Annotated in this window: 18 protein-coding genes; 4 read left to right on the top strand and 14 right to left on the bottom strand. The window is 72.3% G+C overall.

Annotation, left to right across the window (positions count from 1 at the left end; genetic code table 11):
* Nucleotides 1-70 precede the first annotated feature (70 nt).
* The 9 genes from EES41_RS41255 to EES41_RS02490 form a co-directional block, all read right to left on the bottom strand.
* The gene (locus EES41_RS41255; protein ID WP_164495719.1) at nucleotides 71-268 is read right to left on the bottom strand and encodes a hypothetical protein; all 198 of its coding nucleotides are present in this window, start codon (nucleotides 266-268) and stop codon (nucleotides 71-73) included.
* Between the two features lie 549 nt (nucleotides 269-817).
* Complete coding sequence (locus EES41_RS02450) at nucleotides 818-2,566, bottom strand: recombinase family protein (protein ID WP_254211274.1); 1,749 nt, start codon at nucleotides 2,564-2,566, stop codon at nucleotides 818-820.
* A 316-nt stretch (nucleotides 2,567-2,882) separates the two neighbouring features.
* Nucleotides 2,883-3,569 (bottom strand): 2-phosphosulfolactate phosphatase, encoded by a 687-nt coding sequence (locus EES41_RS02460; protein ID WP_123075245.1) that lies wholly within the window; start codon nucleotides 3,567-3,569, stop codon nucleotides 2,883-2,885.
* A gap of 48 nt (nucleotides 3,570-3,617) precedes the next feature.
* Complete coding sequence (locus EES41_RS02465) at nucleotides 3,618-4,577, bottom strand: SMP-30/gluconolactonase/LRE family protein (RefSeq protein ID WP_123075247.1); 960 nt, start codon at nucleotides 4,575-4,577, stop codon at nucleotides 3,618-3,620.
* Between the two features lie 205 nt (nucleotides 4,578-4,782).
* Nucleotides 4,783-5,229, bottom strand: coding sequence for a transglycosylase SLT domain-containing protein (locus tag EES41_RS02470; RefSeq protein ID WP_008735499.1), 447 nt, complete (start codon nucleotides 5,227-5,229; stop codon nucleotides 4,783-4,785).
* A 321-nt stretch (nucleotides 5,230-5,550) separates the two neighbouring features.
* Nucleotides 5,551-8,742 carry an SAV_2336 N-terminal domain-related protein gene (locus EES41_RS02475; RefSeq protein WP_123075249.1) on the bottom strand — a complete coding sequence of 1,064 codons (3,192 nt, stop codon included), beginning with the start codon at nucleotides 8,740-8,742 and terminating at the stop codon, nucleotides 5,551-5,553.
* Nucleotide 8,743: 1 nt separating this feature from the next.
* Nucleotides 8,744-9,658, bottom strand: coding sequence for a MoxR family ATPase (locus EES41_RS02480; protein ID WP_123075251.1), 915 nt, complete (start codon nucleotides 9,656-9,658; stop codon nucleotides 8,744-8,746).
* The gene (locus tag EES41_RS02485) at nucleotides 9,658-11,865 is read right to left on the bottom strand and encodes a hypothetical protein (RefSeq protein ID WP_164495720.1); all 2,208 of its coding nucleotides are present in this window, start codon (nucleotides 11,863-11,865) and stop codon (nucleotides 9,658-9,660) included. The genes EES41_RS02480 and EES41_RS02485 overlap by 1 nt, the downstream gene beginning before the upstream one ends.
* Nucleotides 11,862-13,313: a triacylglycerol lipase gene (locus tag EES41_RS02490; protein ID WP_123075255.1), complete on the bottom strand. Its 1,452-nt coding sequence runs from the start codon at nucleotides 13,311-13,313 to the stop codon at nucleotides 11,862-11,864. The genes EES41_RS02485 and EES41_RS02490 overlap by 4 nt, the downstream gene beginning before the upstream one ends.
* Before the next feature lie 204 nt (nucleotides 13,314-13,517).
* Between EES41_RS02490 and EES41_RS02495 the strand changes: the two genes are divergently transcribed.
* The 3 genes from EES41_RS02495 (at nucleotide 13,518) to EES41_RS02505 (ending at nucleotide 16,507) form a co-directional block, all read left to right on the top strand.
* Nucleotides 13,518-14,501, top strand: coding sequence for a deaminase domain-containing protein (locus EES41_RS02495; protein ID WP_164495721.1), 984 nt, complete (start codon nucleotides 13,518-13,520; stop codon nucleotides 14,499-14,501).
* Nucleotides 14,502-14,745: 244 nt separating this feature from the next.
* The gene (locus tag EES41_RS02500) at nucleotides 14,746-16,020 is read left to right on the top strand and encodes a hypothetical protein (protein ID WP_164495722.1); all 1,275 of its coding nucleotides are present in this window, start codon (nucleotides 14,746-14,748) and stop codon (nucleotides 16,018-16,020) included.
* A gap of 13 nt (nucleotides 16,021-16,033) precedes the next feature.
* Complete coding sequence (locus EES41_RS02505; RefSeq protein WP_123075261.1) at nucleotides 16,034-16,507, top strand: RICIN domain-containing protein; 474 nt, start codon at nucleotides 16,034-16,036, stop codon at nucleotides 16,505-16,507.
* A gap of 84 nt (nucleotides 16,508-16,591) precedes the next feature.
* Here EES41_RS02505 and EES41_RS02510 read toward each other — a convergent pair whose 3' ends face one another.
* Both EES41_RS02510 and EES41_RS02515 read right to left on the bottom strand, forming a co-directional pair.
* Nucleotides 16,592-16,795, bottom strand: a complete 204-nt coding sequence (locus EES41_RS02510) for a cold-shock protein (RefSeq protein WP_037796872.1) — start codon at nucleotides 16,793-16,795, stop codon at nucleotides 16,592-16,594.
* Nucleotides 16,796-16,985: 190 nt separating this feature from the next.
* Nucleotides 16,986-17,999 (bottom strand): helix-turn-helix domain-containing protein, encoded by a 1,014-nt coding sequence (locus EES41_RS02515; protein WP_123075263.1) that lies wholly within the window; start codon nucleotides 17,997-17,999, stop codon nucleotides 16,986-16,988.
* A gap of 259 nt (nucleotides 18,000-18,258) precedes the next feature.
* Between EES41_RS02515 and EES41_RS02520 the strand changes: the two genes are divergently transcribed.
* Entirely contained in the window at nucleotides 18,259-18,816 is a 558-nt protein-coding gene (locus tag EES41_RS02520) for an RICIN domain-containing protein (protein ID WP_123075265.1), read from the top strand.
* 60 nt (nucleotides 18,817-18,876) lie between these two features.
* On the opposite strand, the gene EES41_RS02525 is transcribed toward EES41_RS02520, so the two are convergent.
* The 3 genes from EES41_RS02525 to EES41_RS02535 form a co-directional block, all read right to left on the bottom strand.
* The gene (locus EES41_RS02525; protein WP_123075267.1) at nucleotides 18,877-20,151 is read right to left on the bottom strand and encodes an NAD(P)/FAD-dependent oxidoreductase; all 1,275 of its coding nucleotides are present in this window, start codon (nucleotides 20,149-20,151) and stop codon (nucleotides 18,877-18,879) included.
* Nucleotides 20,152-20,245: 94 nt separating this feature from the next.
* Nucleotides 20,246-22,033: an ABC transporter ATP-binding protein gene (locus EES41_RS02530; protein ID WP_123075269.1), complete on the bottom strand. Its 1,788-nt coding sequence runs from the start codon at nucleotides 22,031-22,033 to the stop codon at nucleotides 20,246-20,248.
* A gap of 212 nt (nucleotides 22,034-22,245) precedes the next feature.
* Nucleotides 22,246-22,383 (bottom strand): SapB/AmfS family lanthipeptide, encoded by a 138-nt coding sequence (locus tag EES41_RS02535; protein ID WP_123075271.1) that lies wholly within the window; start codon nucleotides 22,381-22,383, stop codon nucleotides 22,246-22,248.
* Nucleotides 22,384-22,387 lie beyond the last annotated feature (4 nt).

The following is a 22,387-nucleotide window of genomic DNA, read 5'->3' on the forward strand; positions in this document are numbered from 1 at the left end:
AACCCCTGCGTATGGCACGTCAGGGGGAGAATCGACGTCCGGGCTTCGCCGGATATGTGGCAGGCTCGCGCTACGCGGTGTCGTTCCGCGGAGCCTTGATCAGGGCACGAGCGGCCATCTGCGTGGCGTGGTAAACGTCCGTGCGGCAGTCCGCCGAGCAGTACAGCGGACGACGCCCCCGACCGACGTAGTGCAGGTCGTTCGAGCAGTTCGGGTGTGCGCACATGCCGGACCCTGTGTCCTCGGCGCGCTGTCGTGCGTCGGTCACGAGAGCAAGTGTTGTGCGTGCGGCGGCCTGGTCGCCGCTCAGGGCGTCCTGTGCGGCGCTCTCAGCGCGTCGCAACAGCGCGCAGACCTCAATGTGTCGTGTGGTGTCCATGGTTCCTCACTGGCGTGTCAGGGGAGATGGGTCGTGTCCCGAGATTTAAGGGAGTGCGAAGGGTTCCCGCGCGCACGGCTTCGGTGGTCCGCGGGCCTGGGATGTTTCTTGGTGTACGGGTAACAGGGACTCAACGGCTTCCAGTCCTCGCGAACGGGTTGGTGACCGCCCCTGGTTCCCCATTAGTAGGGACCGAGGGTTTCTTGTATTGGCGAAGAATGAGGGTGCTGAGGTGTTAGGAGAGACCCCGCTCTCTCTTCTCTCTAGGTTTTTCTTGGGTTCCCAAAAACTGTCGAAGTTCGACACCCTCAACACCATTTCGCCTCGCTGTAGAGCAACCCCGCCTGATGGTGAGCCGGCGAGGGCCGCTGTATGCCCACGTACGGACAGCGGAGAGCCCCGGTTGCCCGTGGGGCCAGTCGGGGCACCCTGGGGGCGCTATGCGGCCGCCAGTTCGCGGACGGACTCGGCCACGGCGGCAGGCTCGACCAGGCGCACGCTCGCGCCCGGGGTCGGTTCGTCTCCGCGCGCATCGGATTCCAGTGCCGTTGCGACTCCGTCGAGCCCTTCCGCTGCGGAATCCAGGTCACCGCGCATCGTGAAGTCCACGCGCCGTACGTCGAGGGTGCGCCACCCACCTCGGACACCGCGCCGGACATCGAGCCGAACGCCAGCTTCGATCAGCATGGCTCGTCGCCCCGCTGTGTCCTTCTCCGCCCACTCGTCAGCGAACGTCCTGCCTGTGTTCGTGACGATGCGCTGCGCCTCGGTCTTCTCCCGGGACTCCAGGTCGGCTATCCGGTTGTCGAGCGCGTCCGCTCGTCGCTGCCACTCGGCCGCAGCGTGCTTGGACTTCTGACGCCCCTCTTGCTCCTGGTGCTCGGCGAACTCGACAGTAGTGGCGCGCAACTCGGGCCCGGGGTCGTATCCGGGGATGGTCACGACGTGCGTTGTCTGGATGGGGCCGACCAGCCGCAGGAACTCGGCGGTCACGTACTCGTCGGCCCAATCGCCCCTGATGTTGGCGGACTTATCGCACTTGAACCCGCGCGAGTACGGGTTGCACTTGTACGTGGGGCGCTGCTTGGAATCCTGCTTGTTCAAGTACATCCGTCCGCCGCATGAGTCGCAGTGGATTACGCGCAACAGCAGTGCGTCCGTGTCTTTCCGGTCCCCGTTGTCAATGCTGCGCTCATCCAGTACCGCGCCGATGCGGTCGAACTCCTCGCGGGTCATGACAGGCTCGGCCGTGGCCATGATCGGGTTGCCCTCGGCGTCCCGCACGGGCTTGCCCCGGTGCATCTTCCAGCCGAGCAGCGTTTCATTACGCAGCATTCGTGTAATGACCGCCGGGTTCCAAAGGAATGCGTCCTTAGTGAGCCCCTTGACCCCACCGGTTTTCCCGCCGGTCTTCCGGCCCTTCTTTACGGACCAGTGGTCACGCGGGCTCGGGATGCTGTCAGCGTTGAGACCCACGGCGATGGCCGAAACGGTCTTGCCCTCGAACAGTTCACGGACGATACGGACGATGACCTTGACCGCATCGGGGTCGGGGACGAGCGTCCAGCCGACTCCGCCGTGTTCCTTGGGCATGGGGGCGGGCATGTAGCCGTATGGGGGGCGTGAGCCGCGCCACCGGAGCACCATCTTTCGGATGGCAGCCATAGCGCCGGTAACCCGGTCGCTGATGCTCTGCGCCTCTACTTGTGCAGCAAAGGCAAACATCGTCATTTGGAGTTCCGCCATGGGGTCCATGGGATTGCGGAAGTCAAAAACGATGCGCCCGCCTCCGCCGATCCCCTCGGCGAAAACCAGCACCTTTCGGTGCTCGCGGGCCCACTTCGCCAGCTCGTGCATGTCGGCCATGGACCGGATAGCGCGGTCAAAGCGCCACCACACCAGCGCGTCGAACTCGTCGGGGCGAGAGAGCCATGCGCCGAGGGCGGGACGGTCAAAGGGGCTGATCTTGGAAGCCGAGACGTCCAGGTCTACCGCTTCGCGGAGCTGGTTCCCCTCGCCGAAGCTGATGTTGTGCGCTGCCGCAGCTATGTCGTCGGCCTCTCGCTGCCGCTCGGGGCTGGTGGTCTCGTCAGTCAGCACGGACAGACGGACACACCGCACGCCCCGAAGGGTCTCGGTGTAGACCGTGCCCGCGAGGGGGTTCCGGTGGTCGGGTGTTCTCTCCATGGTCTTTGGGGAGAGCGAAGGTTTCCTGGTTTCAGTCTTCTGCATCCCCCTCGTAGGGACCGAAGGTGTCGCGCCTGCTGCCTTCCCCATGCCCTCTGTAGGGAGGGAGGAACTCCCGCTACCCGGCTTGACCAGGGCCGATGCCACCATGCCAGCACTCCAGAACCTCTAGTTCTGAGTGTTGAGAGACCCTGAGGGCAATGAATTCTGTGTCCTGCGCAGCGAGTCCGATCACGCGGCGATGCCTTCTTAGGGGGCGGACGCTCAGGTCGAGAGCCCCGTGGCTGTCGGCGTCGTCACGGGCGCCCCGCGACCATCAGCCGGCCGGGGGCACGGCGTAGGGACGCAGCAGCATGAGCGAGTCCTCCGAGGTCGCCACCATGGCGAAGGGGAACCGGTCGAGCTCGAGGCAGAGTGCGACGTCATCGGGGTGGGCTCCTTGACGCACCCCCCGCGCCAGCTCGGAGGCGGCGCGCGACGCACCGGCCCGGCGGAGGAACTCAGCCGGGTCCGTCTCGGCCCCGGCGGCCCTCCGGGCGATGTACTGGGCGCACGCCAGATCCTCATCGGCTCGGCCGTCCTCGCCGGTGACCACGAACGTGACACCGTCACCCGCGCGCGTCCGCAGGAGCCGAGCCGTTGCCTCCGCCACCACGAAGGCGGCGCACAGCACCAGCGACGCCTCTTTGACCGCGAGGGCGCCGACCGTCCCCGCCGTGGTCTTCTGTACGACGGTCCGTCCGGCAAGGTCGGCGGACCGCAGCAGAGCCGGCGAGTTGACGGCGTCGAACCCGGGCGCGGGCGGACCGTCCTTGAGTGCCACCCAGTCCGGGTGGCGCGCCTTGAGCGCCAGGGCCTCATCCAGCGACTCGGCGAGAACGATCTCCTCCGCACCCTGGGCGAACGCCCAGGCGGCCACCGTGAAGGCACGCATGACGTCGACGACGACCGTCACGGGCGGGACTTCGGCCAGCTCGTTGATGCCGAGGAAACGGGTCTGCATGCGGCCATGATCGCCCATGCCCGGACCCCGTGTCGTCGTGTCAGAAAGTCACCGGGACTCCGGATCCAGCCAGGGCCTGCGCCCCGGTCCGGTCGGGTGCGTGCCGGTGACGCCCATGACCACCGAGTAGAGGCTGGTTTCCGCCGTGATGAAGAGCCGGTTGCGCTTGGGTCCGCCCCAGGCGATGTTGGCGACCGCCTCGGGAACGTTCAGTCGTCCGAGCAAAGTGCCGTCGGGGTCGTAGCAGTGCACCCCGTCGGTCATCGCGGCCGCCCAGAGCCGGCCGTCGTCGTCGAAGCGGAGGTTGTCGAAACGGGCCGCCCCACGGGCTCCGGCTTCGGCGAAGACCTCACCGTCGGACAGCGTGCCGTCCTCGCGTACGTCGAAGACCCGGATGAGGCCCGCCCGGGTGTCGGAGACGAAGAGCTGCCGCTCGTCGGGCGAGAAGACGAGGCCGTTCGGAGCCTCGAAGCAGTCGGCGACCAGCCGCACCTCACCGATCGCGGGATCGACGCGGTAGACGTTGTTCGAGCCGATCTCGCTCTCCGCGCGGTAGCCCTCGTAATCGCTGGTGATGCCGAAGTCCGGGTCGGAGAACCAGATGGAGCCGTCAGACTTGACCGCGGCGTCGTTCGGGCTGTTCAGACGCTTGCCCTGCCAGCGGTCCGCCACGACCGTGACCGTGCCGTCGTGTTCGGTCCGGGTCACGCGGCGGTTGCCCTGCTCGCAGGTGATCAGCCGGCCCTCGCGGTCGAGGGTGCTGCCGTTGGTGTGCCCGGCGGAGCGGCGGAAGAGGCTGACGGCGCCGGTCTCCTCGTCCCAGCGCAGCATCCGGTCATTGGGGATGTCGCTCCAGATCAGCTGCCGCGCGGCGGGCAGGTAGATCGGCCCCTCGGCCCAGCGGCAGCCCGTGTAGAGGACCTCCAGGCCGTCATCGCCGTTCATACACCGACCGGTACGGAACCGGTCGTCGAGCATCTCGTACAGCGCCGGTCGCTCGGTGGTCATGGTGATCCTCCCCATCCAGGCAGATGCCGAATTTCATACGGCACATTGAGAAGATTGCCGGATGGGATATGGCCACCGCAAGATCAGCCCGAACTGAGAGTTGTGGATCACATCGATCGGCGTACCGCCCACGCAAAAACGCCCGGCCGGAGAGTCTCGGCCGAGCGTGCGTGCGTGCGTCCGCGCGTGGGGGTGCGGGAGCGGTTTAGTACCAGTGGTTGGCCTGCCAGAAGTTCCAGGCGCCGACCGGGCTGCCGTAGCGGGAGTTCATGTAGTCCAGGCCCCACTTGATCTGGGTGGCCGGGTTGGTCTTCCAGTCGGAGCCGGCCGAGGCCATCTTCGACGCCGGGAGGGCCTGGACCAGGCCGTACGCGCCGGAGGAGGAGTTCGTGGCCATGTGGTTCCAGCCGCTCTCGTGCGAGACGATCTTGTCGAAGGCGGCGAACTGGGCCGGGTCCTTGATCATCTGGTGCGCGATCGCCTTGGCGCTCGTCGGGGCCGCCGCCTGGGCGGGAACCGTGGCGAGCATGGTGCCGGCGACGCCCAGGGCGACGATGCTGCCGGCGAGGGTCTTCTTCGAAGCGGCGAAGCGACGGATGACAGCGTGGGACACGGGGGAACCTTCCGAAGGGGACAAGGACCGTCGCCGCATGCCGAAGACATGCGTGAACCACTCACACGGGTGGAGAGGGGATCCGCGGGCTCCGGGTGAAACACCCGTGCCGCCCGGCGACATCAACCAGTTAGCCAGCCGGCCGCGGCCCTGGCAACGACCCCCGTTACTAGCCGGGATCGGAGCGGGGGGCCGGGAGGCCCGCTCCCGGGCCGCCCGCGGGGGTCGCTACGGGCGGAACAGGGGCTACTAGCCCTACTCGTATGTGACCTGGGTCCTATGGGACGCCTCACCCGCAGGGGGCCCGGATCTCACCTTCCGTGGCCGAGCATGTGCGCTCGTGCGACGGCTCCGGGGGCGTCACTGGGCAGTCGAGGGCGGGTCGTACCGCTGGAACATCGGGGCCTGGCGTGTACGTCCCTGCTCGCGCATCTCGTCGAAGCGGCTGCTGAGCTCTTCGTGCAGGGCGTACGGGTCGGCGAAATCCCAAGGAGCCGTTGCGCGGAACACCTCCAAGAGCTCCAAGGAGAACAGCCCCCCGTGACGGCGCAGGTCGACCGCCGCGAGGTCGCCCGGAGAGCTCGCCAAGTAGACGGCCTGGCTCCGAGCGGCCACGGGGCGGCCCTCGGGTACGGACAGAAGAGGTGGTGGATCGGCCTCCTCGACGGCCGGGCCCGCGCACGCGTCGATGAACCACAGTTGCCGGTCGCAGGAGCGCACCGCGTCCGACCGGAACGCCTCCAGCGCCTGCTCAAGGTGCAGGTGCCGGCCCTCGCGCCCGTCGGCCGTCAGCAGGTGCCGGGCCCCGGAGTGGTCGGTGAAGCCGTGTCCGCTCCAGAAGACCAGGAGGAGGTCCGCACCCGTGCCCCCGGCCACCTCTCGGAACAGCCCCTCTGCCACGTTGTAGGCGGTGGCTTCGCGGACGGGGACCCCCATGTGCGTCGTGAGGTCACGGTTGACCTCCACGGGTGACACCAGGGCGGTGATGTTGCCGGGCGGCACGCCCTCTTCGAGCAGCCAGTCGGTGATGTTGCGCGCGTCCTGCGCCGGGCCGTCGAGGTCGCTCTCGCCGTGGTCGCCGGCGTACCGCTCCACGCCGACGACCACCGCGAAGACGCGGCTGCGGTCCACCCTCGGGGGGACGGGTTGGACGTTGTCCTCCAGCGCGGGGTCGTTCCACAGCAGTACGGGCAGCGCGAGTTCGCCGGTGTGGTTCCAGGAGTTCCGGTGCAGCGCGTGCAGGCGGTCCGGCAGGCTGCCGCTCCCCGCCAGCAGCTGCCGCACCTGCTCCCGGAAACGGGACGTGTCGGCGCTCGATCTCGCACCGTCCCTGTTCCACAGCACAGCGGGAACACCCGCTGCGAGGGCGGCATCCAGCTGGCGTCGGTGCAACTTGTGCCCGTGGGTCGGCGGGCCGTCGAGGACGACGCACGTCACGTGGGGCGTGCTGCCGAGACGGGCCCGGACGGAGTCCGCCGAATCGCTGCCCGCCCAGCACACGCCGAGGGGACCGGTCACTCGACCCCCGGCCTCCCGCAGGTCCCGCCAGCGTAGGTCACGGAGCTGCCGGGATTCCCTCGTCACCTTCCGATCCGCGCACCGGAACACCACGCGGTAGAGCAGTCCGTTCGGCAGGCCGTCGCGGCCTTCGGTGTCCAGGACGCTGTCGTTCCACTCCTCGACGCGCAGGCTCAGCAGCTCGCGCGGTACGTCGACCACGAGGAGCGGCGGCTCCACCCCGACGGGCAGCGCCGCCCAGCTCCGCAGGAGGGTGCGCGCGATCGCGTCCCTGAGCACCCGCGGATCGCCCACCACATGGCGGGAGTTGACGAGTCGCAGCCCGGGCAGTGTTCTCGTCTCCATGGCGTACTCGTCGGGGCTCGCCCCGGACGGCGAGAGCCGCAGCCACAGGCCGGCCGAAGACGACGACGCGGGGGCCTGGACGACGTCCGCCCCCACCGGCTCCGCCGGGGCGGGAGTCCCCGCGGGTTCCACCCCGAGCAGCCGCAGGACCGCCTCGCTCGCCGCGGCGAACGGGCGGAGGCCGTTCGGGATGCGGTCCGGGGCGCCCTCGGCGGCGACGGCGACCGGGAGGCCGGGGCCCTGGACGGCTTCCGCCTCGACGAAGCGGCTCAGCGCGAAGTAGACCTGCCAGGCGTCCTCCGCGGACAGGGAGGTACGCAGTGCCTCGCGCACGCCGGGCCGGAAGCGCAGCCGCAGCTCGCCCGTCTCCGTGCCGGGGACGTGCTCGAACAGGTCGCTCACCACCAGCTCGGCGACCGCGCCCGTGCCGGAGTCCGGTTCCATCGCCGCCTGTACGGCGCGCAGGACCGGGAGGGACAGTTCCGTCTGCGGACTGCACAGGGCGGCCAGCCGGCGGGCCGCCGGGGACGAGACCCGGCGGAAGGCCCCCAGCAGCAGCTCCGGACTCGCGGCCGCCTCCGGCTCCTGGTCCGGGGCGAGCGGGTCCGGGGCCTCGTCCTCCGGGTCGGAGAAACGGCCTCCCGGCGGGATCAGGACCCCCTCGCAGCCCGCGCCGCCCGCGGCCATCAGCGTGCCGGCCCAGGCGTCGGCGTCGGCGGCCGAGAGCCCTGCCACCGGGCAGGCGAGCCACGTGCCCAGCGCCTCCGGGTACGCCGCGGCGAGCAGGATCCGCAGGCCTTCGGGGAGGTCGAAGGGGAGCTCGGCGGAGCGCGCTCCCCTCTCCCCCGCCCGGAGCGTGACGAGGGCACCGTCCAGGCCCGTGTGCGGCCACAGCGTCGGCGGCAGCGGGTTCAGCAGCACCGTCGCGGTGGACCGTACCCAGTCGCGCAGCGCCTCCCAGATCTCCGGCGCGTGCCACCCGTCCGCCACGCAGTCGGACAGGACCAGTACGAGGCGCCTGCCGTGGGGGTCACGGAGCCGTTCGGGCGGAACGGCGGTGCCGGCCGCGTCGTAGAGGGCGGGCGGGCCGTCGGGATCGGTGCGCAGCCGCCAGCGACGGACGGTGCGGAAGGCGCCGAGCCGTTGCAGCAGGGCGTGGAGGTCGTCGGCGAGCTCCCGCCAGACCTGCATCGAGGGTGAGCCGTCCACCACCAGGTCGAGCTGGAACCAGCGTTCGGGCAGCGGGGCGAGGACGGGTGTCACCTGACCGGTGCGCGCCGAGAGCGCGATGGTCTCCTCGATGTCCAGCCCGAGCTCCCGCCCCCGGGGGAAGGGCTGCCTGAGCGGGCGCAGCGCGCGGGCGAGGGCCGGGGCGCCGGGCAGGGCCGTACCGCGCCGGACTCGGCCCACGACCGCGGGGAGGTCGCCGGGCCCGCCGGGGGTGTCGTAGGTGCCCAGGTCCTCCTCGGCGGGGTACGGGTCGACGGCCGGGCCGGGCTCCTCCGGTGTGACCGCCTCCTGCGGGGGCGTTCCTGCGGCCGGGGGCCCGGGCGGGCCGGACGGCCGCCGCTCGTCGGCGGACGTGTCCGGGCTTCCCATGGCGGCGCACAGCCACAGGGCGTCGGCCAGCGCCACGGCGTCGAAGTCCGCCTCGATGCCCCGCAGTCCGCGGATGAGGTGTTCGAGCATGTCAGGGCGCGTTCAGGTCGTCGAGGAGGAGGTCGACCAGGCGGGCGCGCAGCGGGTCGTCGGGGGCGAGGCCGCCGGTGACCAGGTGGACGGCGTTGAGGAGTTGGTCGGTGGCGAGGTTTTCGCGGCGCCCGATCCGCGTCTCGAACGCGTCCAGCACCGTGGCGGCCCGCTGCGTGGCGTCCTCGCCCAGGTGTGCGGTGACGATCTTCACGAGGTCGTCGTGGCTGGGGTCGGGCATCCGGAAGCGGACGCAGCGGCGGAGGAAGGGCGGGGGGAAGGTGCGTTCGCCGTTGCTGGTCATGACGATGAACGGGAACTCGGTGCAGGTCACGCGGCCCTTGTGGACGGTGCCGGTGGCGTCCGTGTCCTCCAGCCGGACGGTGATGTCGTCGTCGCGGTGCCGGGTGAGTTCGGGGATCTCGAAGGTGCCCGACTCGATGACGTTGAGGAGATCGCTGGGCAGGTCGATGTCGCTCTTGTCGATCTCGTCGATGAGCAGCATCCTGGGGCGCTCCCCCGGCATCAGTGCGGTGCCCAGTGGCCCGAGTCGGAGGAAGAGGCCGATGTCGTCGGTCTCCGCGCGGCGGGTCGCGTCCAGCCGGCCCAGCGCGTCGTAGCGGTAGAGGGCCTCGGTGAGGGTGCTGCGCGAGGTGATGTGCCAGTTCAGGACGGGCCCGAGGGTCAGTTCGTGTGCGACGGCGGAGGCGACGGTCGACTTTCCCGTTCCGGGCGAACCGGTGAGGAGGAGGGGGCGGCGCAGGTGCAGGGCCGCGTTGACGGCCTCGACCAGGCCGTCCGGTGGCCGGAAGGTGCCGGCCGCGGCGGCGGGGGTGGCCAGGCGCCAGGACGGCGGATCGGGAAGCCGCTCCTTCCGTGCCGTGCCGTCTCCGCGGTAGTGGGGGTTCCAGGTCATCATCGTCCTCTCGTCCGGGTGCCGCGGGCAGCCGTCCCGATGCCCGCCGTATGGGTGCCCGTCGTCCGGCAGAAGGCGAGCCAGGGCCGGTCGTCCCAGACCGCGCGGAGCCCGGCCAGGGGCGGCGCCGCGTCGTCCGCGCGGGTCCAGGCGGCGCGGTAGGCCTCGGTGAAGCCGCCGGGGAGGGTCACCCAGCGGTCGCGCACGTCCTCCTCGACAGCGGTCCATTCGGACACCGTGCGGTCCGGCCACAGCAGGATCGGGAACTGTGCGACGAGCGCCTCGAATAGGCTCTCCCGGCCGTCGGGCACGAAGCGCAGGCCGAGGGCGCCGCGGTACTCGTTCTTGCGCAGCCGCTCCTCGAAGTCCGCCCGGGCATCGGCGGCCCCGGGGTCCACCCAGTCGATCGCCCCGTACACCTCGTCGCCCTCCTCCTCGACGTGGCGCAGCCGGTAGCCGGCCTGGCGGGCCAGACGGCGCAGGTGCTGCGGGGGGTGGAGACGTTCGCCCCAGTGGAGGACGACCTGGTGATGGGCTCCGAGCCGGGTGCCGACGTCCGCTTCCTCGGCCCGCCAGCGCAGCAGGGTCCGGGTGGGCAGGGCGATGTCGACCCGGTTCCGGTAGGTGAAGCCGGGGAGGTCCTCCGCCCAGTCCAGGACCTTGCACAGGGCTTCGACGACGCCCTCGGCGGTCGATTCGCAGGGCACGACGGGGAGTTCGTCCGTCGGATGGCCGCGCTCGTCCAGCAGCCAGGCTTCGGCCGTATCGGGCCACTCCTGGGCCGGTGCTCCGCGCAGGTGGACGACGAGGCGCCGGCGGGCGTCCTCGGCCCGCCTCCTGGACCGCAGACGCAGCCGGTCCGCCTCGGCGATGTCGTATCCGCCGGCGCGGCACCAGTCGTGGAAGGCCGGGTCCGCGGTGTCGACTCCGGCGGCGGCCGCGAGGTGCACGACGAAGCGGAGCAGGGCAGGGCGGCTGTCGGGGTCGGCTGCCGGCCGGTACAGGACGACGGCGTCGAGGTGTTCGGCGAGCCCGTGGGGCCGGACGCGGGCGGAGTCGGCGACGCAGTCGAGGAGGACGCGGCGCAGCGCCGCCGGGTCGGCGGCCTGCGGCATCCAGGCGGCGATGAACGCGTGGGCGTCCATGGCCAGGGCCAGGCCGCGGGCGACGTCCCGCAGCCGGATCCCCTCGGGGCCGGCGGGGGCAGGGGCCAGGTCCGTCAGGAGGCGGGCCAGGTCCTCCCGCGTCCAGTACGGCCGGTCGAGGTGTGCGGCGAGGGCGGGTTCCGTCGCGGCGGCCCGGCGCAGGGCGCCCGCGAGGGCCCGCGCCCCGAGCGCCCCCGGCCTGGTCCACGGGGGCGCGGCACGGTCGGGCCGGCCCGCCCGGTCGGCCCCGTCGGCCCGGTCGGCCCCGTCGGCCCCGTCGGCCCCGTCGGGGTCCCGGCACGGGACCTCCGCCGGCGCGGGGTCCGCGAGGGTGGTGGGGCCGGGGGGTGCGTAGGGCCGGTAGAGGCCGCCGCGCTGGTGGAAGGCGATGTCGACGATGTCGGCGACCCTCCCCCGGGCCGTCCTGGCGGCGCCCTCGGCCACCGCTTCCTCGAAGGCGAGCCGCAGGGACGGTGTGCCGGGCTCGCCGGCCGCCGTGACACCGGTGCATTCGACGAGGAGGTACGTCCCGTCCGCGACGAACCCGTCGAGCGCGTCCCGCACGGAGGCCGCGCCGGCCCGGGTGCCCAGCAGGCCCTGGCTCATGATGAGGTGGTCGCGCGGCGCGGGGAGACCGCTGCTCCAGAAGTCGTCCAGGTCGCCGCCGAGCCAGACCGCGGCCAGGGCGTGGTCCTCCAGCAGGACCACCAGGGCACGCAGTTTGTGGGCCAGGCACAGGCCCGTGAACAGGAGGGTCAGTTCGAGGCAGTTGCCGCCCCGGGCGGACACCTCGCCGGGAGGCCGGATCAGCTGCTCGGCGGTGTGGAAGCCGGTGAAGTCGATCGCGGCGGTCTCGTAGCGCAGCCCCTGCGCCGCCAGCCCCTCGTAGACCATGCGGACGGCCCCGCGCGGGTCCGCCGAGCGCTGGAGGTACGTCGGCCAGGGGCCCGGCTCCGCGTAGCGGAGCGCTATCTCGGCGGGGTCCACGTAGCACGCGAGGCGGGCGGGTTCGGTCCTCTTCCACCGCTCCCACCGGCCCGGCGACGGCGGCGGAGCAGTCACCAGACCTCGACGACGTCGGTCACCGAGCGGCTGCCCACCGTCACCGTCACCTCGTACGTGCCCGGGGTGAGTCCGGTGACCGTCCAGCGGGCGGCCCCGTCGTGTGCGTCGAGCACGGTCCGCGCGCGGGCGCCGCCCGGCGGGGAGAGGGAGAGGACCGGCGGCTCGCCCCCTGCTGCCGTCTCGGGGCTGCGGCAGGTCAGGACGACGGGCTGGTCCGCGGCGTACACGTCGTCCACGTGGAGGGCGAGGGCGAGCGGGTCGGGGCCGGCTGCGAATACCGTGCCCGGAACATCCGCGTCCGGGCCCTGGAGGTCCCGGAGTCCGGAGCCGGGCAGGGCGAGGGTCCGTACGAGGCGGTCCAGGACCGCGTCCGTGGCGTGGATCGTGGAGTGCGTGGCGTTCTCCCAGGCCCAGGTGCCGGTGCCGGACAGCTCGACTGGGATCGCCGACACCGCCGGGACGGTCCGGTCACCGGTGCCGAGCCACTGCTGGGAGTCGTCCAGGGCCGCCGGTTCCTCCGTGATGAGCAGGCCCTTCTGGTCGAGGACGGCCGTCTGGAGGGTCGGGTGGCCGTACCCCACGACCGGGACCACGCAGACCGGTCCGGTGCCCTTGCCGTCCATGGGGCGGTGGAAGTCCTCGTACGCGGCCTCCGCCCGGCCGAGGTCCAGGGCGCCGAGCGGGACGGGCGAGGCGTGTACGTGCCGGGCACGGGCTCCCGGCCGTGCGCCGGGGCGGCGGTCCACGAGCACGGGATAGCGCGGGAGCAGCTGGTGGACGGAGGTGAACTCGCCGATGACGGAGGAGACGGTGTCCAGGGTGGTCCCCAACGCCCGTACTCCGCCCGCGAGGACGTCCAGGGCGGCGAGCGAGCCGCGGAAGGGCGTGCCGAAGGTGATCAGTGTGCGGCAGTGCTCCCAGCCGCCCAGGACGTCGAGGTAGTACTTGGCGACGAGGCCGCCCATGCTGTGGCCGAGGAGCACGGTCCGGGGCCGGCCGTAGGGCCGGGTCGTCGCCCACTTGGGCAGCTCCCGGTCGACGAGGTCCTTCAGGCGCTCGGCGGACACCCTGTTGTCGCGGCGCCAGTCGTAGGGGAACTCGAAGTAGTTGGCCGGGGGGCCGTCGACGTTGGTGTCGCCCGGGACCAGGTCGAAGTGCCCGAGGAGCCGGCGGCGCAGCCTGCGGTACTGGTTCAGCTTGGCGAGGCCCGGGATGGTGACGGGAGCGCCGATGAGGCCGGAGGCGACGATGCCGTCCTCGTAGCCCGGGTCGTCGAGCAGCCGGTGGTCCCCGGCCAGCTGCTCCAGGGCGTGGCCGAAGGGGCGCAGGGCTCCGCCCAGGGCCAGGGGCGGCTTCCAGACGGGGGCGCCGCCCCGGTGCAGGGTGCTGCCGCCGATCCCGGGCAGCACCACGATGAGGTCGTCGAAGCGTAAGCGCGCGTGCACGGATCCCCCCTGGTACTTCCGCCGGGCCCCATCATGCCCGCCGGCGTGCCCGTCCGTGGGCCGGTCGCCGGATCCGGTGCCGCCCCGCCGGGCGCGTTGAACGTTCGTTTATCCCGCTGCGACACCCTGTGGAGCCAGGGGTACGGCGAGGGATTCGGCCGTGTGGGGCGGTCGCGCGGTACTCCGGGAGCGAGTGGGGTGCGCATGACCACGGCCGCGTATGTGAACAGGGCGAGCCTGCGGTACTCGATCGCCTTCATCGGGTACCCGGACCTCGAAGGGGAGGTCGAGAGCGTCTCACACCGGGCGCTGCGCGGGGACAACCACTACCAGGACCTGCCCGAACCGGCGGAGTGGACCGGCGCCCTGAAGGGGATCCAGCACCGCAAGGACGCCGAGCGGCAGGTCGTGAACCTCCTCGCCGACGAGGTCTACCGCCACTTGGGATGCCGGAGCACCGCGCAGTACCGGGCGCGGATCCGTGCCGTGCGCAGGGGCACGGTCGACCTGTACTCCGACATGGGGCCGTGCCACTCCTGCCGGTCGGTGATCAAGGACTTCCGGGCGGACTTCCCGACCCTCGCCGTCCAGGTCCGCTACCGCAACGCCCTGCGCGGCGGCGGCTCGGCGGCCCTGATCCCGGCCGGTGACGGCCTGTACGGGAACTACGGCGTCGGTGACGCCGCGCAGCGCGAGGACGGCCAGTGGGTGAAGGCCTACCCCGGCGATCCGGTGGCGGCGGCCACCGCGACCTTCGACGTCAAGGTCGCCGGGCCGGACGGCGACCGGTTCCGCGGGACGGCGACCGCGATCGACCAGCAGCCCCACGCCCCGTACCTGTACCCGGCGCCGAAGGTCACCGCGGTGCCGCTCGACGAGGTGGCCGCCGCGCTGGACACGGTCGCGCGTTCCATCAGCGACCAGTTGGCCCCCGGCCAGCGGATGCGTCCGCAGTCGTTCCGGCACTGGATCCAGGGCATCGACCAGGGCACCGTGGAGCTCAGCTGTGAGCGGGGTCCCGGGCAGGCCGGCCGGGCGGCGGTCGCGGCGTTCGTCGCGGACTTCCCGAAGGTACGGGTCGAGGTGGCCTACGCGGCCGCGGCCGCGCACGCCGCCGGTCAGGGGTACGCCGATGCCACCGGGCAGCCGGGCGGCGGCTGGCTGAAGGTCTTCGCCGCGAGCCGCTGACGCGGCCGTCGCCGACGCGGCCGTCGCCGACGCGGGCTCGGGGGCCGCGCGGCGGGGCCGCGCGGGGCGTGGACGGAGCGCCGTTAGCCGGGCGTTAGGGGGCCGTTGGCCAGGGGTGGGAGGTTGATGCGCAAGCCGACCACCCGAAAGGAAGCTCGTGCGCAGTTCACCGTTACCCCAGCTCACAGCGCCGCCCTCCGCACCGTCTCCCCGCCGCCCCCGGCGGCCCGTGGCCTACGGGGCGGTGGCGGTCCTCGTCGCGGCGGCGGCCTTCGTGGCCGGCCCGCAGGCCTCCGCCCGCTCCACCGATCCGGCGCCCTCCCCCGCGGCCCGCGCCGACTCGCCGCCCGCGGGGTTCGCGTCCTGGGGCGAGCTGGCCGCCGCTCAGCTGCCCTTGAGCGAGGCCGCCAACGCCATCGAGGGCGCGCTCGGCGATTCGCCGGCCTTCACCTCCCTGACCGTGTCCGTCGAAGACCGGTCGGTGACCCTGTACCACAAGGGCGGCGAGGAGCAGGTCGAGGCCGCCGTGGCACCCCAGCGGGCCAAGGGCGTACGGGTGGAGCTGCGCTCCGCGCCGTACAACAGGAGCGAGTTGAGGGAGGCGGCGGCCGGGCTCATGGGGCAGTCGCTGACCATCGACGGGCAGCTGACCAGCGTGCACTCGGCCGGTGCCCGGACCGACGGATCAGGGCTCGTGGTCGAGGGCGCGCCGCTGCGCGCGAACGACACGAACAGCGGGAACGGGCGGGCCCGGACCGCCGAGCCGGAGGTGCCGTGGACCGGCGCGGTGACCGAGGCGCCGGCCCCGCTGGAGTCCCGCGAGCAGGACGCGCCCCTGCATTCCGGCGGGATGCTGCTGCGCCAGCGCTACAAGGGCGGCCCGATCTGCACGTCCGGCTTCGCCGTCACCTGGCCCCAGCGGGGTCTGGACTACCTGATGACGGCCGCGCACTGCGGCGAGAACGGTAAGACGTGGTACGCCGGTGACCAGGACATCAAGCTGGGCCCGGTGTCGGACCGTTCGGAGAGGTACGACACCGAGCTGATCCCCACGCACGGCGGATTCCTGCACAACTACACGATCTGGACCGGCCAGCCGATCTACCGCCAGTCCCAGCAGCTGGTGAAGGTGAACCGCGCGGCCCACTCCTACGTGGGCGAGTACCTGTGCGCCTCGGGGTCCCTCTCGGGCGAGGTCTGCAACCTCAAGGTCGCCGAAGGCAAACACTTCACCCGGTACGAGGAGTTCAGCACCGGCACCGAGGTCTACACCCTGAAGAACACGGGCAGCGGCTACACCGCCATGAAGGGCGACAGCGGGGGTCCCGTCTTCAGCCGCAACGTGGACGGCAGCGTGGTGGCCAGGGGCCTCATCAGTTCCGGGGTCATCGGGGCGAAGGTCGAGACCTGCAGCAACCCGGCGGCGAACAACTCCCCGGTGAACTGCTACCGCCACATCAACGTCACCGACGTGCCCGACGTACTGAACCAGCATCCCGGCATGCAGATCGCCAACTGATCAGGAGATCCAGATGAAGAAGACGACCGGCCTCATCGGACTGCTCGCCCTCGCCTGCGCGACCGTGGTGGCGGTGCCGGCCTCGGCGTCCGCCGCTCCCGCGGGCCGCGGCGCCGTCGCACTCAAGAACGTACAGACCGGGCTGTGCCTCGACGGCGACTCCGGCGGCAAGGTCTACACGAAGGGCTGCGGCTCGGACAACCCGTACCAGCACTGGTACCTCCACGAGGGCCCCATGGGCGTGATGCTGCAGAGCAGCCAGACGGGTCTGTGCATCACGGGCAAGGGGGTGGGCAACGACAACATTGCCGCCGTCGCCTGCAACTCGGGTGACGTCAAGCAGTGGTGGGAGCAGTGGAGCGTGAACGGCAGCGCCTACACGCTGCTGAACCACCAGAACAGGAAGGCCCTCGACTCCGACGCCAAGGGCAACGCGTACGTGCACCAGTACGGGGACACCAACCCCTACCAGCACTGGAACATGTGACGCCGGGAACCCCGGGACCACTGTGACCGGGGCGAGGCTCCCGGGGGCTGCCCCGGGAGCCTCGTCAGACGGTGGGGTCGCGGGTCAGGCGACCGTGATGTTCTCCGCCTGCGGGCCCTTCTGGCCCTGGGTGACGTCGAAGGTCACCGCCTGGCCCTCCTGCAGCTCGCGGTACCCCGTGGAGTTGATGTTGGAGTAGTGCGCGAAGACGTCGGGACCGCCGCCGTCCTGCTGGATGAAGCCGAAGCCCTTTTCGGAGTTGAACCACTTCACGATTCCGCTGGCCATGTCCGTGCCTCTCAGTCGATGTCAGGGCCGCACCGCGCGGCCCCGGAGGTGATCGTCCTGGTCCGGCACCACACAGCAGAACGCCCACGCCAGGGCGCGGGCAGGGACTGCGAACCACGACAGCTGACGCAGACGCTACACGCCGGGACGGCCCGTCACCAGAGAGCGACGATCACTGATTTTCGGGTGGTCAGGTGGATGGCGGCGGTAGGGCGTGGTCCTGGAGCAGCGCCCGCCCCATCGGAGTCAGTGCGTGGCGGACGCCGGATCCGTTCCGTTCGGTGGTGAGCAGGCCCGCGGCGCGCAGGACCGACGCGTGGTGGCTCGCGGTGGCCGGGGAGGTGCCGGTGCGGCGCGCGAGTTCGGCCGTACCGGCCGGCGCCGCCGCGGCGTGGAGCGTACGGGCGCGGGTGGTGCCCAGCAGCGCGGCGAGCGCGCCGTCCGGGCCGGTGGGCGCGGCCGCCGCCCAGACGGCCCGGTAGGTGGCGAGGTCGCGGGCGAGGGGGTAGCGCAGTACGAGCGGCCGTTCCGGTTCGGCGTTGTCGAGCAGCGCCAGGGGCCGCGGCCAGAAGAAGGTCGGTACGAGGTCCAGCCCGCGGCCCGCCGGCTCCAGATCCGTGTCGAACGCGCACGGCACGGACAGCACCGGCGGATCCCAGCGGATCTCGGGGTGCAGCGAGCCGAGCAGCCCGCCGATCCCGGTGTCGGCCGCGGCCAGCGCCCGCCGGGTGCGGTCGGCGTGGGCGGCGGCCAGCAGCTGGGACCAGTACGGGGCCACGGCCACGGCGTGGTAGCGCTCGACCGCGCCGTGGACGATCCCGCTCCACTCCCGCTCCCCCGCGTGGAGCCGGCGGATCCAGTCGGGGGCGTCCGGCCGCAGCGCCTCGGTGGCGTGCAGGTCGGCCGCCCACTGGCGGCGTGCCAGGGACCAGGTGTGGTCGAGGCTGTCCGCGAGGGTGGCCGTCGCGGCGTGCAGGAACGCCTCGGGCACGTACTCGTCCGGCCGGGCCGGGGCCAGTTCGAGCACGGGGCGCATCCCGGGCAGGAGCCCCCTGCGGGTGCGTTCGCGCCAGCCGTCCAGTCCGGCGCCGCCCGCGCGGCTCTGGAGGACGGGCAGGCTGAGGATCGTCTCGGCGAGCGGGTCGGGGGCCGGTGCGATGCGCACGCGGGCCAGGTCGTCAGGGGTGAGGTGGATCCGCAGCACCGTCGTTCTCCCGGGGTCGGCCGCGCCGCACGCTAGTCGGCGGGCGGGACGCGGTGGCCCGGCGGCGGAACTTCTGGCCGGATGGCACCGCGCGGGCGGCGCGGATGTCCGGATTCGAGGGACGTCGAAGGGCTTCGACCCCGATCGCGGCGCACCGGAAGACTGACGGCCGAAGCCGGAACGCACACCGCGGCCGCCCGTCCCCCCGGACGGCGTGCCGCCCGGCCGCCCGATCACCAGGTGAGGAGAACACCCGACCATGCGATCCCCGCGCTCGTTCGCCGTCCGTGCCGCAGTCGTCGCCGCCGCGGTCCTGTCGGCCGCCACCGTGCTGGCCGCGCCCGCTCAGGCGGAGCCCGCCGAATCCCCCGCGACCGCCGCCACCGGGGCCGTCACCATGACGGCGTACAGGTTCCAGTACGCCAACGTCGCCACCGGCAAGTGCCTCGACATCCGCGGCGCCTCCCGCTACGAGTACGGCCTGCTCCAGCAGTTCAACTGCAAGGAGGAGCTCAACCAGGAGTTCTGGAGCGACACCGTCCTCGGTGACTCCTCGGTCGACCTGAAGCCCGCGCACGTCTCGAACCTGTGCCTGGAGCCGTCCGGCCTGGAGGCGGGGGCCACCGTCGTCCAGCGGGTCTGCAACTACTCCCAGGGCCAGCGCTGGGACTTCGGCTGGAACGGCTCCAGTGCCACCGTCAAGAACCGTGTGTCCGGCCTGTGCCTGGAGGACGCGGGCATGCCGTCCGGCAGCCGCCGCGAGGTGCGCCAGATGCCCTGCACGGGGGCGCCCGGCCAGCTCTGGTACAACCGCTGAACCGGCCCGGCCGTCCGGCCTCATGGCCTCATGGCCTCATGGCCTCATGGCCTCATGGCCTCATGGCCTTCTGAGGTCGGCGAGGAGCTCGCGGGCGGTCCGGGTCCCCGACGCCATCGCTCCCTGTACGGAGCCGGTGGCCCGGTGGTCGCCGCACACGTAGACGCCGGAGGCGGTGCGGCCGGTCCGGCTCAGCGGCCACGGCGGGACCATGGCGGGCAGCGCCCCGGCGACCGTGGCCGTGCCCACGCGTTCCCAGTCCCGCGTGCCGGTCGCGTAGAGCTCGGCGAGGACCTCGCGCAGGGCGGCCTCGCGTCCCGGCGCGTCCGTTCCGAGGACGGAGGTGGAGATCAGTGCGCGGCCGTCGGCGGAGTAGGTCGGCGCGACCTCCGTGAGGACGCAGGTGTTCAGGATCCGCCGTCGCGCGTCGAGCAGGAGCGTCGGCTCGCGCAGTGGGGAGCGGGCGGCGGCGTGGTGGTACGTGGTGACCGTGCGGGTCGCCACGGCCGGCAGTCCGGGTACGAGCGAGCGGGCGGCCGCCGCGTCCGTGGCGACGACCACCGCGCGGGCGTCGGCCGCGCTGCCGTCGGCGAAGGTCACCCCGGCCGCGGAGAGCGCCGCTACCGGGCTCGCGCGTTCCACGCAGCCCGGCGGGAGGTCCTCGGCGAGCTGCCGGGGCACCGCGCCCATGCCGTCGGCGGGCAGCGTGAGGGTTCCGCGCAGCATGCTGCGCCAGGTCAGGTGGAACATCCTGCTGGAGGTGTCCAGGTCGTCCTCCAGGAACACCCCCGCCAGGAAGGGGCGCAGGAAGCCGTCCACGACGCGCTCGGGCACCCGCCAGCGGGCGAGTTCCTCGCGGGTGGTGAGCTCGGGCAGCCGCTTGAGGAGCCGGGGCGTGGCGAGGAGGTCGAGGGCGCACAGCGGTCCCAGGGCGGCCAGCGCGAGCGGCCCCGGCCCGGAACCAGGCGCCGGCTCCCCGTCCCGCTTGCCGGTCAGGAGCGCGAGGGCTTCCGAGGGGCGCCGGGTGGGGTCGGTGAACCTGAGCCGGCCTCCCTCCGCCGTATGGATCAGGACGCCGGGCGTGAAGGGTCTCAGCCTCAGCCGGGGCAGCTCGATGCGGCGCTTGACCTGGGGGTAGGAGGTGTTGAAGACCTGGAACCCGCGGTCCAGCAGGAAGCCGTCGCGGCGGTCGGTGCGCACCCGGCCCCCCACCTCGTCGGCCGCCTCCAGGACCCGCACCGGCAGTCCCGCCCGGACCAGGTCCAGTGCGCAGGTCAGCCCGGCGAGTCCGGCTCCCACCACGATCACCGGGCTCTGCCCGTCCGCGCCGTTCATGAAGGCCTCCGCAGGGGTTGACGTCTTGCCTCACCCCCTCCTTCGGAGGGTACGGGCGTCGGGGACGCACCGCGGGCCGCGTACTCCGTTCGGCTCAGCGAGCGGCCACCGACTGGCTGGCGACGAGGGCCCGGTAGGGGACGCAGCGCCGTAGCAGGGTGGGGTGGTCCCCCGCGTCGAGGACCGCGCCGTCGCTCATCATGATGACGTGGCGGGCCTCCTGCACCGTGGACAGCCGGTGGGCGACGACGATGACCGCCCGGGTGGCCGCCAGGTCCGCGACGACGGCGCGGAACCGCTGCTCGTTGAGGCCGTCGAGCTGGCTGGTCGGTTCGTCGAGGAGGACGATGTCCGCGTCCGAGAGCAGGGCGCGGGCCAGGGCCATCCGCTGGCGCTGCCCGCCGGAGAGGTCGGATTCCCGGCCGAGCGGGGTGTCGAGTCCCTGCGGGAGCCGTGTGATGTCCTCGGCGAGGCCCACCGCGTCGAGGGCCGCCGCCAGTTCGGCGTCGCTGGCCCGCCCGTCCCGGCCGAGCTGGAGGTTCTCCCGGGCGGTCGCCTCCAGCAGGGTGAACTCCTGGTCCACGTAGGCGATCCGGGCCCGCAGGGCGTCCAGGGGCCAGTGGCGGGTGTCGTGGCCGAGGACGGTGATGGAGCCGGACGAGGGCCTGATGAACCGGTCGATCAGGGAGAGCGTGGTGCTCTTCCCCGCGCCCGAGGGGCCCACGACCGCGGTCAGCCCGGTGCGCGCGGTGCTGAAGGAGATGCCGCGCAGGGCGGCTTCGTCCGCGCCGGGGTGGGTGTAGGACACGGACCGGAAGATCACGGACGGTGCGTCCGGCAGCGGGGTCGGCGGGGCCAGTGCGGCGGCCGCCGGGTCGGTCTCCGGTGCCAGCAGCAGCAGTTCGTTGCACCGGTCCCGGGCGGCCAGTCCGGCTTGCAGCCGGCCGAAGCCGGTGGCCAGGGTGCTCACGTAGGGGATGGTCTGGAGGAGGTACAGGAGGAAGGCCGTGAAGGCGGCGATGCTCAGGTCCCCGGCGGCGAGCCGGGCCCCGCCGGTCAGGATCACCGCGATCATCGCGAACTGGTTCCCCAGGGACAGCACGGCCGGGATCATGGCGCCGAGCCGGGCGCCTTCCAGGGACACGGCCCGCAGCCGCTCCGCGTCGGCGGCGAGGGCCCCGGCCGCCAGGGCCTCGGCCCGGTACGCCTTGATGGTGGTGAGCGCGTCCAGGTTCGCGGTGAAGCGCTGGGCGATCTGCCCGATGGCGACCTGCTGTCCGCTCACGTTGTCCTTCATCCGCCGCAGGATCAGCAGGATGAGCACGGTCAGCACGGCCAGCGCGCCGACCGTGACGAGGGTGAGCACCCAGTCGATCCACACCATGACCGCCAGGGTCGCCGCCACGGTCAGCGCGGCCAGGGGCAACTGGGTGGCGATGTCGACGACCTGGCGGAGCAGGAGGGCGTCCGAGGTGACGCGGGCGGCGAGGTCGCCGGTGCCCTGGGCCTTCACCACCCCCAGGGGCAGGCGCAGGCTGTACTCCATGATGCGGATGCGCACGCGGCAGGCCAGGCGTTCGCCGACACGGGCGAGCAGCAGGCCCGAGAGCGCCTGGGTCACGGCTCCGCCCACGGCGGCCGCGCACATCATGACGACGTGGGCGCGCGGGGGGCGGCTGCCGGAGAGGTCCGTGATCACTTCTTGTACGAACAGGGGAAGGGTGAGGGTGGCCGCGGTGGCGACGAGGGCGAACAGGAGGGCGGCCGCCAACCGGCCCGGTTCCGCGCCGAGTTCGTGGCGCAGCCGTACCGGGGCCGGTGCGGTGCGGCTGGTGTCGTGGCCGCGTGCCGGACGTACGGTGCCTGCGGTCTGGTCGGCCACGAAGAACCCTCCTGCTGGTGCGGGCGAACGGTGCGGGCGAACGGTGGGGGCGAACGACCGTGGCGAACGGTGGTGGCCCGGGGCACGAGCCCGGGCCGGAGCGGCGTGCGCTCCGGCCCGGAGGGCCGGCCGGGCCCTGGTACGGCTACGGCCCGGCCGGTTTCGTGCGGTGCGGCGGTGCTACCGCCCCCTCAGGGGCGGCGGGGCGGCGGTCAGAGGCAGATGAGCGTGCTGACCGTGCTGGTGCCGCAGTTGAGGACGCTCAGCGAGCTGGTGCTCGCCAGGGTGTCGTCGATCGGGTGCGCCTCGGTCTCGGGGAGCTCCAGGGTCTGCAGGTCGAGGATCGCCATGACT

The sequence above is a fragment of the Streptomyces sp. ADI95-16 genome, from assembly GCF_003721495.1.
Classification (GTDB): Bacteria; Actinomycetota; Actinomycetes; order Streptomycetales; family Streptomycetaceae; genus Streptomyces; species Streptomyces goshikiensis.